Source organism: Gardnerella sp. Marseille-Q9691 (assembly GCF_046507715.1).
GTDB lineage: Bacteria > Actinomycetota > Actinomycetes > Actinomycetales > Bifidobacteriaceae > Bifidobacterium > Bifidobacterium greenwoodii.
This window is the reverse complement of the sequence record NZ_JBKFXI010000001.1, coordinates 710,742-724,733: the sequence shown is the minus strand read 5'-3', so window position 1 is coordinate 724,733 and position 13,992 is coordinate 710,742. Positions and strand designations below refer to the sequence as shown.

The 13,992-nt window shown below is 46.7% G+C and carries 13 protein-coding genes and 1 tRNA gene; 5 read left to right on the top strand and 9 right to left on the bottom strand.

What is annotated here, in order from left to right:
• Positions 1-9 precede the first annotated feature (9 nt).
• The 3 genes from ACLD6A_RS02935 to trxA form a co-directional block, all read right to left on the bottom strand.
• A complete protein-coding gene (locus ACLD6A_RS02935) occupies positions 10-1,614 on the bottom strand; it encodes an MDR family MFS transporter (protein WP_410313534.1) in 1,605 nt (534 codons plus the stop codon).
• 181 nt (positions 1,615-1,795) lie between these two features.
• Entirely contained in the window at positions 1,796-2,785 is a 990-nt protein-coding gene (locus tag ACLD6A_RS02930; protein ID WP_410313533.1) for a G5 domain-containing protein, read from the bottom strand.
• A 146-nt stretch (positions 2,786-2,931) separates the two neighbouring features.
• Complete coding sequence (trxA, locus tag ACLD6A_RS02925; protein WP_102694575.1) at positions 2,932-3,276, bottom strand: thioredoxin; 345 nt, start codon at positions 3,274-3,276, stop codon at positions 2,932-2,934.
• A gap of 140 nt (positions 3,277-3,416) precedes the next feature.
• Here trxA and serS point away from each other — a divergent pair, with 140 nt between their 5' ends.
• From serS to rsmD, 5 genes are all read left to right on the top strand, one after another.
• A complete protein-coding gene (gene serS, locus ACLD6A_RS02920; RefSeq protein ID WP_410296221.1) occupies positions 3,417-4,703 on the top strand; it encodes a serine--tRNA ligase in 1,287 nt (428 codons plus the stop codon).
• A 76-nt stretch (positions 4,704-4,779) separates the two neighbouring features.
• A tRNA-Ser gene (locus ACLD6A_RS02915) sits at positions 4,780-4,864 on the top strand.
• Positions 4,865-5,083: 219 nt separating this feature from the next.
• A complete protein-coding gene (locus ACLD6A_RS02910; RefSeq protein WP_004135482.1) occupies positions 5,084-6,022 on the top strand; it encodes a nucleoside hydrolase in 939 nt (312 codons plus the stop codon).
• Between the two features lie 60 nt (positions 6,023-6,082).
• A complete protein-coding gene (locus tag ACLD6A_RS02905) occupies positions 6,083-7,507 on the top strand; it encodes an MFS transporter (protein ID WP_410313532.1) in 1,425 nt (474 codons plus the stop codon).
• Between the two features lie 676 nt (positions 7,508-8,183).
• Entirely contained in the window at positions 8,184-8,768 is a 585-nt protein-coding gene (gene rsmD / locus ACLD6A_RS02900) for a 16S rRNA (guanine(966)-N(2))-methyltransferase RsmD (RefSeq protein ID WP_410313531.1), read from the top strand.
• Between the two features lie 9 nt (positions 8,769-8,777).
• Here rsmD and trmD read toward each other — a convergent pair whose 3' ends face one another.
• The 6 genes from trmD to ffh form a co-directional block, all read right to left on the bottom strand.
• On the bottom strand, positions 8,778-9,611 hold the full coding sequence (trmD, locus tag ACLD6A_RS02895; protein ID WP_410313616.1) for a tRNA (guanosine(37)-N1)-methyltransferase TrmD: 834 nt from the start codon (positions 9,609-9,611) through the stop codon (positions 8,778-8,780).
• A gap of 23 nt (positions 9,612-9,634) precedes the next feature.
• Entirely contained in the window at positions 9,635-10,234 is a 600-nt protein-coding gene (gene rimM / locus ACLD6A_RS02890; protein ID WP_410313530.1) for a ribosome maturation factor RimM, read from the bottom strand.
• 1 nt (position 10,235) lies between these two features.
• Positions 10,236-10,469, bottom strand: coding sequence for an RNA-binding protein (locus tag ACLD6A_RS02885; protein ID WP_004105376.1), 234 nt, complete (start codon positions 10,467-10,469; stop codon positions 10,236-10,238).
• Between the two features lie 2 nt (positions 10,470-10,471).
• Positions 10,472-10,954: a 30S ribosomal protein S16 gene (gene rpsP, locus ACLD6A_RS02880; RefSeq protein ID WP_102694582.1), complete on the bottom strand. Its 483-nt coding sequence runs from the start codon at positions 10,952-10,954 to the stop codon at positions 10,472-10,474.
• Positions 10,955-11,101: 147 nt separating this feature from the next.
• Positions 11,102-12,253 (bottom strand): endonuclease/exonuclease/phosphatase family protein, encoded by a 1,152-nt coding sequence (locus tag ACLD6A_RS02875; RefSeq protein ID WP_410313529.1) that lies wholly within the window; start codon positions 12,251-12,253, stop codon positions 11,102-11,104.
• Between the two features lie 35 nt (positions 12,254-12,288).
• Positions 12,289-13,965 (bottom strand): signal recognition particle protein, encoded by a 1,677-nt coding sequence (gene ffh, locus ACLD6A_RS02870; RefSeq protein ID WP_410296214.1) that lies wholly within the window; start codon positions 13,963-13,965, stop codon positions 12,289-12,291.
• Between the last annotated feature and the right edge of the window lie 27 nt (positions 13,966-13,992).

Here is a 13,992-nt window from a genome sequence, read left to right as displayed (position 1 = left end):
GCGCGCTATTTAGTATTGATGATGCGTGTGATCGTGCATAACATCGTGGTGCTCTGTTGCGTGAGGAATATGCATTACGCGCATTCGATTGATCGCCCTGCGCGCAAGATTATGAGCCGATCCTGCTCCTTCACCTTTAACACCAAAAATGACCAGTAGTGCCATAACAGCGGTAATAATCGCGCTAATGCGTAGCGTCCACTGCACGCCAAAAATGTTGGCAGCAACATCTGCTGCGTGACCGCTTCCAGTAACAGTACGATGCCACGTTGTTAGAACCGTCATTGTAACTACCAGCACAGGAGCGCCAATCGCACCCCAAAGCTGACGCATAGTATTAGTTACAGCCGATCCATCACCAAGCTCTTCGGGTTTCAAGCAATTAAGCGACCAGGTTGTTATTGGCATAAGCAAGAATCCCATACCAATTTGGCGCGTGAATTGCCAAATAGAAATCCACCAAATCCACGTATTCATGTCAATAAGACTCATCATTACAGTGCCAAAAAGCAGAATAATAGATCCTGCCATTGCAACTGGTCTAACGCCAAAACGATCCAGCATGTGTCCGCCAAAATATTGCGAAATCGCCATTCCAAAAGCACCTGGAAGTAGAATTAGGCCGCTCATAGTGGCAGAAAAACCGCGGTCAGACTGAATATAAAGCGGAATAAGCACCATAATCGAGCTAAAAGCGAAGAAAGTTAAGCATGCGCAAATTGTGCCGATCATAAAGTAGCGGTTTTTGAGTACGCTAAGTCCAAGAAGGGGAGTGTGACCGCGCTTTTGCGCTCGCAACTGTCTTATAACAAACCACGCAATTCCCAAAGCTCCAACAACCATAGGAACCCAAGAAAGTGGGTGTGTAATTCCACATCCTTCAATATTAGTGAAGCCGAACATAAGTCCGCCAAAACCAATAATCGAAAGACCAACCGAGAAGAAGTCGGCGTGAGCGTTAGGGTCGTGTTCGCCAAAATTATGCAGGAAAAGAACCGATAAAATCACTGAAATTACGCCGATAATTGTAAGAGAGCAAAAGATTGATCGCCATCCGTTAATATCAGTTTGCAATCCGCCAATAGTAGGGCCGATTGCTGGAGCAATGCTCATTGCCATACCGACACTACCCATAGCCATGCCGCGTCTAGTAACAGGGAATACGGAGAAAACGGTTATTTGCAAAACAGGCCACATTACGCCCGTGCCAATCGCTTCTAGGGTTCGGCCAATAAGTGCCATCATAAAATCGTTACTTAGCCACGCAAGAACTGAGCCGATTGTAAAAAGAAGCATGGAAGTAATAACAATTTGACGCGTTGAAAATCGGCGAGTTAAGAACGCTGTAAGCGGCACCATAATTGCCATAATCAGCTGGAAAATAGAGGTTAGCCACTGGCCTGTTGTAACACTTATGCCAAATTCTTGCACGATTGTTGGAAGAGCTGCCGTAAGTTGCAGTTGCGCAAAATTGCCTATGAAGGTAATAAACGTAAGAATTGCAAGGGAAATTAGTGCAGGTTTAGTAAGACGATTATTGCGGTATGCTTCTTCTCCTGCCAAAGCATGGCTGAGATTACGGCTTTCAAAAGATAGCCAATTTGCTATTGCCACAATAAAATCCTTTTCTTTTCTAAAAGCTAAAAGCGTGTAAAACCAATGTGTAAAATCAGCGCGCTAAACAAGCGTGCGCAGTCAGCGTGCGTAGTCAGCGTAATGAACCGACTTGCTGCACCTACTTGCGAAACTTACGCGTTTTGGCACAAATTATATTTAAAAATTAAAATTGCCTAAATCAGTAGCTGCGGTAGGAAAGCCAGTGCTGATAAGCTCCCTGAATAGAACCGTAGCGGCCGTTGCAGTAATTCCAGAACCAGCGGAGCTGAGTCTGATAATTCGTGGCCCAGTCAGCGCCCGCAGAAGCCATCTTTCCACCCGGCAAAGCTTGAGGCAAACCGTAAGCGCCAGAAGGATTCATAGCATTTACTCTCCAGCCTGATTCATGAGAAATAATGAACACTGTAGCTGTAAAGTCTGCTTCGCTATAACCGTTGGAAATAAGCCAGTCGTGAGCCCATTGCTGCATTTCGCCAGCTGGAACTGTAGTTCCAATAGAAGCAGCTAATCCAAGATTTGCCGAAGCGCCGCCAGTTCCAATAAGAATAACCTTGTCTTTTGGAGCTTTCTTTACGTAGGAGGAGAAAATGTTGGAAGAAACAACTTTACCTTTTGCGCGCGTAACTATTTTTGCTGTTTCCATAACGCCGTCAGCGCCCTGGCTTTGCACTTTTTCAGTACCTTTTGGAAGAGCTGCTGTTTCTTTTTTCACAACGTTAAAAGCAATCGGATCGTCGGAAGTTTCGAGCTTTGCTCCGGCGCGATTAATTGTAATAACGGTTGATTCGTCAACTTTTGTGTTAAGTGAAGGCGTTACAACATCGTGCGGTTCAAGAGTAATATCGCCAGCGTCCAAAACTGATTTTACGTCGGTAAAATTAGTGCCTAAAATCGTGCGATGATGTCCGTTGATAACAACGTTTATATATGAAGTTGCGCCTTTAGTGAAAACATCTCGAGCAGCGCCACGAGAAACTTGCGTGGAATCAGTTGCAGAATACGAAGTTACAGGTGCTGCATGCTCTTTAGATGAAGTGTAAAAGCCGCGGGAAGTAAAGCCTAGTGTCACCAAAGCTACGGAGCTCACAATAATCGCACCAAACTTAGCCCACTGACGTAAACTGAGCGAACTAAGCGTAACAGTATGATTTCGGTGACTGGTGGCCATAAATCTCCCTTTGTTGAGTAAACGCAATCAAAGCAAATAACACAATCGAGTGCCTGAATGCGAATAACCAAGTTGGCAAATAACCAAAGTTATTAATATTCTAGTAGCACGTAAAGAGAAGGGCGTTATTTCAACGTTTATGAATTTTAGTCTTCGGAATCGTCGTCCGTCACAAGTTCTTTTGCTTTTGAAACTACCAACTCTAAATCGTTAGCAGTTATAGCACCTTGGTGATTCCAAACCAATCCGCCATTTTTTATGACCTGAATAGTTGGAATAGAATGAATTTCTGCTTCTTCGGCTATTTGCTGATTTTCGTCAATGTCGATTTTAACAAAAGCAATATCTGGATGATTATTGCTTACGGATTCAAAAATTGGACCAAACGAACGGCACGGACCGCACCATGTTGCCCAAAAGTCAACGAAAACAATTTCGTTAGACTCAACAATAGACATGAAATCTTCCTGGCTTGCGTGAATAACTGCCATTTTTTCTCCTATCTTTAGTCCGTTTGTATAAGTATACCCCATATATTTATCTGCATATTTGTTTGCATATTTATGTGTATATTTATGTGCATACTTATCTATATATTTATCTGTCGCCTTGCGGCACTAGGCTAGGTTGCATGCTTGATATTCAATTTATTCGTGAACATGCCGACGTAGTTAAGGAATCGCAGCGCAAGCGTGGCGAGTCTGTTGAACTAGTCGATGAAGTGTTGCGCAATGACGATTTGCGCCGTGATGCTCTTAAGGCTTTTGAAGCTGCTCGCGCTGAGCAGAAGGCGATTGGTAAGAAGGTTGCGTCTGCTCCTGCGGAAGAAAAAGCCGCGCTTATTGCCGAAACTAAGGAATTGGCTCAAAAGGTGGCTGAATACAAGGCTGAATCCGAAAAAGCTACTGCCGACTACACAACCGCAATGTGGAAGCTTTCCAACATCGTTGAAGATGAGGCTCCAGAAGGTGGCGAAGACGACTACGTGGTCGTTAATAAGGTTGGAACGCCTCGCGATTTTGCAGCTGAAGGCTTTGAGCCAAAGGATCATTTAACTCTTGGTACAGGCGTTGCTGGCATTGATATGCGTCGTGGCGTAAAGGTCGCAGGTTCTCGCTTCTACTTCTTGCGCGGTGCTGTGGCTCGTTTGCAAATCGCAATGCTTACTATGGCTGTAGATCAAGCAGAGGAGCACGGCTTTACGCTTGCAATTACGCCAACTTTGGTGCGCCCAGAAGTTATGCGCGGAACTGGCTTCTTGAATTCTCACGCGGATGAGATTTACCGTTTGCGCGAGCCAGATGATCAGTATTTGGTTGGTACTTCCGAAGTTGCTTTGGCTGGTATGCATGAGGATGAGATTCTTGACTTAAGCAATGGTGCTTTGCGTTATTGCGGATGGTCGAGCTGCTACCGTCGTGAAGCTGGCGCTGCTGGAAAGGATACTTCCGGAATTATTCGCGTGCATCAGTTCGACAAGGTTGAAATGTTCGTCTACTGCAAGCAGGAAGATTCTCGCGCCGAGCATCAAAAGTTGCTTGGTATGGAGCAGGAAATGCTCGCTAAGGTGGAAGTGCCTTACCGCATTATCGATACTGCTGCAGGCGATCTTGGTTCTTCTGCGGCTCGCAAGTTTGATTGCGAAGCTTGGGTTCCAACGCAGGGTCGCTACCGTGAGCTTACCTCTACTTCTAACTGCACCGAGTATCAGGCTCGTCGCTTGAATGTGCGCGAACGCATGGAAGATGGCGGAACTCGTCCAGTAAGCACTTTGAACGGCACTTTGGCTACTACGCGCTGGCTTGTGGCTATTTTGGAAAATCATCAGCATGAAGATGGTTCGATTGATATTCCAAAGGCAATGCAGGCTTATATGGGCGGTAAGGAAGTTATTGAACCTACGAAGTGGGAAGCGTGAGAGTCGCGTTCCACGCGTAATGATATGCTTAACCCCTGTGCGTTAAGAGCGTATTAGTTGCGTTTGCGCACAGATTGGATGGGTGTCCGAGCGGTCTAAGGAGACGGTCTTGAAAACCGTTGTAGGGAAACCTACCGCGAGTTCGAATCTCGCCTCATCCGCGAACGGGGCTTCTAGCAAATCGCTAGAGGCCCTTTTTTCATGCCGCTTTTGTACTGTTCAGAAATCTTATTGCAATAAAGCGTCGGCCTGCTATACTTGTTTATGGTCATTTGTTTACTTGTATAAACAAATGTTATGCGATTTTAGTGTCGCACTTAAAAATGTATGTGACTTATAGCATTGCACTTAAAAATGAATCAGCTTACAAAGGAGTAATAATGACTTCCATAATCCTGGATTGCGATCCTGGTCATGATGATGCCATGGCTATTTTGTTAGCACTTGGCAATCCGAATATCGATTTGATTGGCGTAACAACTGTTGGCGGAAACCAAAGTCTCGAAAAAGTCACGTATAATGCGCGCGCAACGCTGGAAATGGCACATGCTACGAATATTCCTGTGCACGCAGGCTGCGATCGTCCTATGATTCGTCCGCTGGAAGTTGCGGCTGCAGTCCACGGCGAAACTGGCTTGGACGGCGTAACTCTTCCGGAACCGACGCGCCCATTGGACGAAGGTCACGCTGTAAATTGGATCGTTGACACGATTATGAGCCACGAGCCAGGCACAATTACTCTCGTTCCAACCGGCCCGCTTACGAATATTGCTATGGCTGTGCGCATGGAGCCTAGAATTGTTAGCCGCGTTAAGGAAGTCGTGCTTATGGGCGGCGGCTACCACGTTGGAAATTGGAGCGCGGTTGCGGAGTTTAATATTAAGACTGATCCGGAAGCTGCACACGTTGTGTTTAATGAGGCATGGCCTATTACAATGGTTGGCCTTGATTTAACTCATCAGGCTCTTTGCACGCCGGAAGCTCAAGCAAAGATTGACGCAGTCGGCACGCCTCTTGCCGCGTTTGCCAGCGGTTTGATGGACTTCTTCCGCAAGGCATACCAGAATAATCAGGACTTTATTGATCCGCCTGTGCACGATCCTTGCACTATTGCGTATTTGATTGACCACAGTGTTGTTCAAACTCGTCGCTGCCCGCTTGACGTTGAAATTAAGGGTGATTTGACGCTTGGTATGACAGTTGCGGATTTGCGCGGACCTGAGCCTTCGGCTGACGAGTGCCATACTCAGGTTGCTACGAAACTTGATTTCAATAAATTCTGGGATTTGATTGTAGACGCGCTTAAGCGTATTGGCTAATTGTACTAGAATTATTGCGGATATTTTCCAAGTATTATCAAATTTTGATACGAGGTTATTATGACTGAGGTTTCATCTCCAGCGCCTTCCATGTTAGATAAAGGCGGCCGCTCAATCATAGCGCTAATGACTGCGCTTCTTGTGGCAATTTTTGCATTCCAACTCAACGCTTCAATGCTGTCTCCAGCATTGGCAACGATGACAAAAGAGCTTCACACAACCGATACGCAAATCGGCTTAACTCAAACTGTATTCTTCACTGCAGCAGCTTTGTTCTCTCTGTTTTTGCCGCGATTAGCTGATTTAGTTGGTCGTAAAAAGGTGCTTATTGGCATTTTAATTTCTACGATTTTAGGCTGCGTTGTTTCAGCTCTTGCTCCAGACGTTAACATTTTGATGATTGGCCGTATTTTGCAAGGTGCGTCTGGCCCTGTGGTTCCAATGTGCTTGATTATGCTGCGCGTTCGCGTTGCTGAAGAAAAACGTTACGCAAGATTGATGGCAATCTTAACTTCCGTAAACGGCGGTATTGCAGGCGTTGACGCCCTTCTTGGCGGATGGCTTGCTGGCAATTATGGATTCCGTTCCGTATTCTGGACCATGGCAGGTATTGCTGTTGTTGCAGTTGTTATGGTTGTGCTTGCAGCGGATGAATCTCACGCTGAAGAAACGCCGCGAATGGACTGGCTGGGCGTTATAACTCTTGGTATTGCGTTCTTGGCAGCATATCTTGCAATTAATGAGATTGATAAGCTTGCTTCCGCAAACTTGACTATGATTGCAGGACTTGTGGTTGTGGCTGTTGTGTTCTTCGTTGTGTTCTGGAAGATTGAGGGCAATAGCGCAGCTCCGCTTGTTTCTACGCATTACATGAAGCAGCGTCGTACGTGGGGCTTGCTTCTTTCCACGCTTTTGACGATGACTGGCGTATTCGCTTTGATGAACGGCGTTGTGCCGCAGCTTGCGCAGGATGCGAAGGCTGGTGCGCATTTGGGTGCTGATGTTGTGAGCTTTGCAACTCTTACACCTTACGCAATTATTGGATTCCTGTTTGGACCTATTGCCGGTATTTTGGCCGCAAAGTTTGGATACCGTTTGGTGCTTCGCGTGGGAATTTTGTTGAGCATGGTTGGTGTGCTTTTTGGCATTTATGTTGCTGGAGTTCCTTCTGTGTGGGCTCTTGTGGTGCTTTCGCTCGCTATGGGCGTAAGCTACGCTGGTATTGCCAACATTATGCTTAACGGACTTGGTATTGTGCTTTCTCCAAAAGATAATCCAGGCTACTTGCCAGGCATGAATGCTGGTGCGTTTAACTTGGGTGCAGGCTTGAGTTTTGCAATTCTTTACGCTGTGATGACGAATGTTGCAGGAACTAATGGTGCAACAGGCGGATACATGGCTTCTATGGTTGCGGGCATTGTGTTGCTTGCACTTGCGTTTGCTTGCTCCTTCTTAATCCCGAATCCTGAAGAAGTAAATAAGTAAGTTAAGTAGTGTTGTTTTTGACTGCAAACGCCGGGGAATTTTCTCCGGCGTTTGTTGTTGCGTGACGACTTTCTGAGCGATTAGACTGTGGCGCGAGTTTTATTTTCGATATTCTTTAGTATCGTCTATGAGTTTTGTAACTGATTTTGTTCTCTGGTTTTGACGAGGCTAGAAAATTTGTGTTTGCGTGCGTCCCGTCCTTCGTCGCTTTAACTGTTAAAGCATTCTATTGTGTTCGCCTATCGTTTAACAATGTTGCTTCCTCAGTCCTCTTTTAGCACTGAACACAATTTTTCCAGCCTCTCAACACGCTAACCGTCAACACAAAACTCATAGACTCGTGCAGAAAGTTACGAAAAGTGCGTGGTTTACTAAGTGCAACTAAAGTCGAAAAATTAAGCTGCGGGTGGGTGCAACTAGTTGCTTTAATATTTTCTCAGTGCGAAAAATCTTAAATCTCTACCACACTGGTATTCGTACACTAAAGTCGCAAAACAAACTGTGGGTTGGTGTGTGGTATGTGTGCCTGGTGTGATGCGTGCAGTAGCAATGATGCTAGTGTTCTTTAAGCAATAAATACTCAACGTAAGCAGAGCAATACTGCAAAGCTACAGGAACATTTGCAGGAAAATGCGCGGCATTTGTTTGCGTTTGAGGTTACAGCTAAGCTAGAAGTATGCATATTATTGCGGGACGTTTCAAATCTTTGCCACTTACTTCGGCGCAATCTTGCACACGGCCGACCACAGATCGCACGAAAGAAGCCATATTTTCCAGGCTTGATTCGTGGGATGTTATGCACAATGCTCGCGTTCTTGATTTATTCGCCGGCACAGGTGCGTTAGGAGTTGAGGCACTATCTAGAGGCGCGCGCGAGCTGATTTCGGTTGAAGCGAACGCTCAGGCTGCATCTCTTATACTTCGTACGGCGAAGACCTTGCAGAGTTCAAAATCTTGGGATTCTGCGCTTTCTATGAGGGTGATTCGAAAGCGCGCGGAGCAGTTCGTTGCAGATTATAGTGGGGAAGCGTTCGAGCTGATTTTTATTGATCCGCCTTATGCTTACGAAACTTCGGATTGTGAAAGTTTATTGGCTTCGATGATTTCTAGCGGCGTTGCTAGTGTTGCGGCAGACACGCTTATTGTGCTTGAGCGCAGTGCGCGTAGCGTCGCTCCCACGGTTCCTGAGGGTTGGGAGCTGTTTGACACGCGCAATTACGGCGAAACTGCTGTTTTGTTTATTCAGCCTTCTCGCGACTAATCTTATTTTTCATAAGGTTTTGCGAGGGTGCTCTCCGGAAACTTCCCATCCGAGAGCCATCAGCGTTTTTCGATCCGCTTTATCTAGCGCGCGGCAGTCAAGTCGCTCAATTAAATCCGGACGGATCTCGCTAGTACGCGAAATCGCTTCGTCTCGGCGGAATCTGTCTACCTTCGCATGATTGCCGGAAGTCAATACTTCCGGAACGCTTATACCGCGCCAAGTAGTCGGCCGCGTGTACTGATGATGCTCCAACAGCGCGTCCGAACCAGTATAAGACTCTTCAACAATCGACTCAGGATTTCCCATAAATCCAGGGATTAAGCGCGTAATCGCCTCAAGCATAACGCTTACTGCCACTTCGCCGCCGTTAAGCACGTAGTCACCAATCGAATATTCGCGCACGTCGATGCCTTTTGCGCGGTAATATTCCGGAATTCTAGCGTCGTAGCCTTCGTAGCGGCCGCATCCAAATAGCAAATGATTAGCGTGACTTAATTCCGTTGCATCTTTTTGCGTAAATAGTGGGGCAGAAGGGTTTGGGAAAATAAGAATTGGTAAATCTTGTGTATCTTGTGCTTGTGTATCTTGCGCTTGCGCACTTTGCACATTTTGCAAATTTAGCAGCTCGTCTAAGCATTCAGCCCAAACTTCCGGCTTCATAACCATCCCGGCGCCGCCGCCAACAGGAGTATCGTCAACTGACTGATGCACATCGTGAGTCCACTTTCGCAAATTGTGTGCGCGAATCTGCAGAAGGCCGTTATTTTGCGCCTTGCCAAGCAGACTTAAATCGAGCATTTGAAAATACTCGGGAAATACGGAAACAATATCGATGTCCATCATAATGCACTCTACTACGAAAACTACGAAAGCCCTGGAATTAAGCCGCCTGGAGGGTCAATAGTCAAATACCCTTCATCAACGTCAACCTCCGGCACAAGCGCCTCAACAAATGGCACAAGCGCAGTCTTATTATCGTTGTCAACCGGATTATTTAAGCGGATTTTTAGCAAAGATTGCGCACCGTCGAGCACATCCACAACTTTTCCAATAGTGCAAGCCTGCATCCCCAGCTGATTTTCCTCGCAAAGCCGCGCTTGTAAACCGACCAAATCCTTAATATACCAAGCATTTTCGGCAGCAAGTTCTTGCGAATCTTCTGCAGGCGCATACAATTCCAAGCCATTAAGAGCTTCAGCGTCGTTGCGATTTTGTGATTCTTCAAACAGCAGAATCCAGCGGTTTTTAAAAGTTCGTGCGCGCTCAATAACAAACTCGTGCTCGCCGTCGGCAGTGCATAACATGTTTCCAGGCTCGAAACGTTCGTAAGGTTCGTCGGTAAAGACTTGTACAGTTACTTCGCCTTTTAAACCTTGGGCTTTGCCGATACGACAAACCCTCAGCAGGTCATTACGACTTTGCTGAGGGTTGTCAAAAGATTGTTGGTCTAAGGCCACGTTCATCTCACTTACGTACGTCCATAATGTCTACGCGCACATTGTGATTGCTTAAGGCTTGCACAACAATGCGAATAGCATTAGCAGTACGACCGTTTCGGCCGATTACACGGCCAATGTCTTCAGGATTCACGCGCACGCGCAGCAGTTCGCCGCGAGCGTTTTCGTGAGAACGCACCGACACATCATCTGGAAAATCCACGATGTTTTTAATGAGATGTTCCACAGCTTGAGCCAGCATGATTACTCAGCCTTTTCCTCGGCTTCGGCAGCTTCAGCGGCCTCTGCTGGTGCTTCAGCCGGAGCTTCTTCAGCTTCGTTTGCAGCAGCTTCTGCTGCAGCCTTTGCCTTTGCAGCGGCTTCAGACTTAGCGGCCTTCAACTTCTGAGCTTCAGCTTCAACAGCCTCAACGCGAGCCTGTGCATCTGGGCCAGCTTCGGAAGTCTTCAAAGTACCTTCAGCGCCGTCAAGACCCTTGAACTTCTGCCAGTCACCGGTGATCTTTAAGAGCTTCAACACTGGTTCGGTTGGCTGTGCGCCAACGCCAAGCCAGTACTGTGCGCGCTCAGAATCGATCTGAATCATAGATGGCTGCTTGTTTGGATCGTAAACGCCGATCTCTTCAATGGACTTGCCGTTGCGCTTGTTGCGCGAATCAGAAATGACTACGCGGTAGAAGGCATAGAACTTCTTGCCGAGTCGCTTAAGACGAATCTTGGTTGCCAAAATGGCTCTCCTTATAACTAGAGTCGTGGAATTTCGTTCGGGTGTGGGGCACTCCTTGCGAGCTTCCACATGTTCCTCACGTGGTCGGGAAGAGGGCGCCGATTCACGCGAATAACTTATCCATTATGCCTGCGCGCTTGGACGTTTTCATTCCAGCGAATATAGGGCGATTGATGCGATGTATGCAAGGTGATCAGTGCCGTCTATTACGGCGTTTTTTTGCCACACGGCTTTGGCGTGCAAGTTTTTTGCGCAAAATAGAACGTGATCAAGAGTAAGATTTGGCCATTTAAGCCAGGTAGGCCAAGTTTTTAGGCGTTTTCCAAGGCAAATAGAAGCGTCTAAAAATCCGGATTTTAAAAGAGAACGAAAACTTGGGTGGTCGATTGAGGAATTAAGATCGCCTGTAAGAATTGTGAGGGTAGATAATTCGCAAGTTTCCGCAGTTTCTGTAGTTTCTGCAGCATTACCAACTTTTGCCAGCGCGCGGATTCCCTCACTCCAAGCAGAACATCCTCGCATTGGCGACTTTGGATGCGCGGAAGCAAACTTAACGCAAACGTTTTCTGCATCTCCAAAATCTAAGTAAGTTGTAGCGCTAGGAACGCTTGCAGCTTCAATTTTTACAGCATTATTGCAAGTAGAAATCGCGGAATATTGTGTAAAAATCGCGTTGAATCCACCGTTATTGTGCTCGCTTTTGCTACCTACGCAAGAAGTTGGAAAAATTTCGTAAATACCTAGTTTTTCAAGATTTTTTACTAAAGATTCGCTTAATTCCTGCAAAAGTAACGTATTTATGTGATATTTTTTTGCGGTTTCGATTATTTGAGCAGCATTCGCTTTTCCGTATCTGCAGTTAAGAGTCATTACGCGGATTTCTTGATGCTGCTTTTCCCGGCGTTTGTTGTCGTTTTGGCCTAATCTGACCACATTTGCCGTGTAATTTTCCGGAGTTTGTTTCCGTGCGCTTCTAAATCTTCTAAACCTTCCAAACCAGTACGGCGTATACGACTTAAGTGAAATCAAAAATAGTACCGCGTAAGCAATGCATAAATATGTGTAAGCTTGAGCGAAATTATACGATTGCGGATTTTTAGATGCGTACAGCACTTGCCATTCTGTAGCGAAAATACTGAAGAAAAGCAGCGCCACTACAACATAAGTCGAAAGCGGAAGAAGCGCAATAATATACGGAAGTGGGTTATATTTATCCGCGCCAGCAGGCAGCCACCGAAGCAGCTGCCAGCAAAGAAGCGCCGCAAATATAACCCACAGAATCGCTAATACAAAACTCATCTTCCGAATAGTCGCTTATTTTTACGAGTAATCGCTTATTTTCCAAATAATCCGGCTAATCCTCCGCCGAAGTTAGGTGGAAGTTGATTATCTTGATTCGAATTTTCAGAATTCATAAGCTCTTGTAAGCCTTCAGGAAGATTCTGCGGATTTGGCTGCTGCTTTGCGAAAGCGGAGCCAGCAACGTCGTTACTGCCGCTTCCAGAAGATTCTCCCGAAAGCCTCTCGCGCAACGCGCGCTCTTCGGCCTCGCGACGCATTGGATTACCGGACTTTCCGCCCTTCTTCTTCGACTTCTTATCTTTGCGCTTCGACTTTCCTCCAGGTCCGCCAAATCCAGGAATACCGCCCATTCCAGGCATTCCAGCGCCGCCACTCATACGCTTCATCATCTTGGCAGCCTGCTCAAAGCGCTGCAAAAGCGCGTTAACCTTAGAAACGCTTACGCCAGCACCAGCCGCAATTCGCGCGCGGCGAGATCCATCAATAATCTTCGTATCTCTACGCTCTTGAGGAGTCATAGAGCGAATAATTGCTTCAGTGCGGTCAATTTCCTTATCGTCAAACTGTTCAAGCTCCTGGCGGTGAGCGGCCATTCCTGGCATCATTCCCAAAAGCTTCTTCATTGAACCAAGCTTACGAACTTGCTGAAGCTGCTCCAAAAAGTCGTCTAAACCAAAGCTTCCTTCAGCAATCTTTTCGGCAGCCTTACGTGATTCTTCCTCGTCGAACTGCTTCTGAGCGTGCTCAATAAGCGTTAAAATATCGCCCATATCGAGTATGCGTGAAGCCATTCGATCCGGATGGAAAATCTCAAAATCCTTCAAACCTTCGCCTGTAGAAGCGAATAAAATCGGCTTGCCGGTAACGCTTGCAACCGAAAGTGCAGCACCGCCTCGAGCGTCGCCATCGAGCTTAGAGAGCACAACGCCGGTAAAGTTTACGCCGTCGTTAAAAGCCTGAGCCGTGCGAACAGCGTCCTGACCAATCATTGCGTCAATAACAAACAGCACTTCTTGAGGATTTACAGCGTCGCGAATATTGCGAGCCTGCTTCATCAAATCCTCATCCACGCCCAAACGACCTGCGGTATCAATAATCACCGTGTCGTACATTTTTTCGCGTGCATAATCAATAGAATCGCGTGCAACTTTAACAGGGTCGCCTTTAGTAAACCATGGCAAAGAAATTGCGTTTCCGCCATTTTGCACGCCCTTTTCCGGCGCAAAAACAGGAACTCCAGCGCGCTCGCCAACAACCTGCAGCTGCGTAACAGCGTTAGGACGTTGCAAATCCGCAGCCACAAGCAAAGGAGTGTGGCCGGAATCTTTAAGCCAGTAGCCAAGTTTTCCGGCAAGAGTAGTCTTACCAGCGCCTTGCAAACCTGCAAGCATAATCACAGTAGGCGGGTATTTCGCAAAATTAAGTGGCCTATCAACTCCAGAGCCAAGCACTTTAGTCAACTCGTCGTTAACAATTTTCACAACTTGCTGAGCAGGGTTAAGCGCTTTAGACACTTCTTCGCCAAGAGCGCGCTCGCGAATCTGCGCTGTAAAGGAGCGTACAACTTCGAGAGCAACGTCGGCGTCAAGAAGCGCACGGCGAATCTCGCGGATTGTGCCGTCAATATCCGATTCTGAAAGCTTGCCTTTACTACGCAAATGCTTGAAAGCACTAGAAAGGCGGTCTGTTAACGAACTAAATGCTGCCATAATTTTCCTATTCTACCCGCTGTTACT

Bases quoted from the DNA above. Each gene is read 5' to 3' on its own strand.
- ffh (WP_410296214.1), bottom strand. From the start codon at position 13,965: ATGGCAGCATTTAGTTCGTTAACAGACCGCCTTTCTAGTGCTTTCAAG.
- ACLD6A_RS02875 (WP_410313529.1), bottom strand. From the start codon at position 12,253: ATGAGTTTTGTATTAGCGATTCTGTGGGTTATATTTGCGGCGCTTCTT.
- rsmD (WP_410313531.1), top strand. From the start codon at position 8,184: ATGCATATTATTGCGGGACGTTTCAAATCTTTGCCACTTACTTCGGCG.
- trmD (WP_410313616.1), bottom strand. From the start codon at position 9,611: ATGGACATCGATATTGTTTCCGTATTTCCCGAGTATTTTCAAATGCTC.
- ACLD6A_RS02910 (WP_004135482.1), top strand. From the start codon at position 5,084: ATGACTTCCATAATCCTGGATTGCGATCCTGGTCATGATGATGCCATG.
- rimM (WP_410313530.1), bottom strand. From the start codon at position 10,234: ATGAACGTGGCCTTAGACCAACAATCTTTTGACAACCCTCAGCAAAGT.
- ACLD6A_RS02930 (WP_410313533.1), bottom strand. From the start codon at position 2,785: ATGGCCACCAGTCACCGAAATCATACTGTTACGCTTAGTTCGCTCAGT.
- trxA (WP_102694575.1), bottom strand. From the start codon at position 3,276: ATGGCAGTTATTCACGCAAGCCAGGAAGATTTCATGTCTATTGTTGAG.
- ACLD6A_RS02905 (WP_410313532.1), top strand. From the start codon at position 6,083: ATGACTGAGGTTTCATCTCCAGCGCCTTCCATGTTAGATAAAGGCGGC.
- ACLD6A_RS02885 (WP_004105376.1), bottom strand. From the start codon at position 10,469: ATGCTGGCTCAAGCTGTGGAACATCTCATTAAAAACATCGTGGATTTT.
- serS (WP_410296221.1), top strand. From the start codon at position 3,417: ATGCTTGATATTCAATTTATTCGTGAACATGCCGACGTAGTTAAGGAA.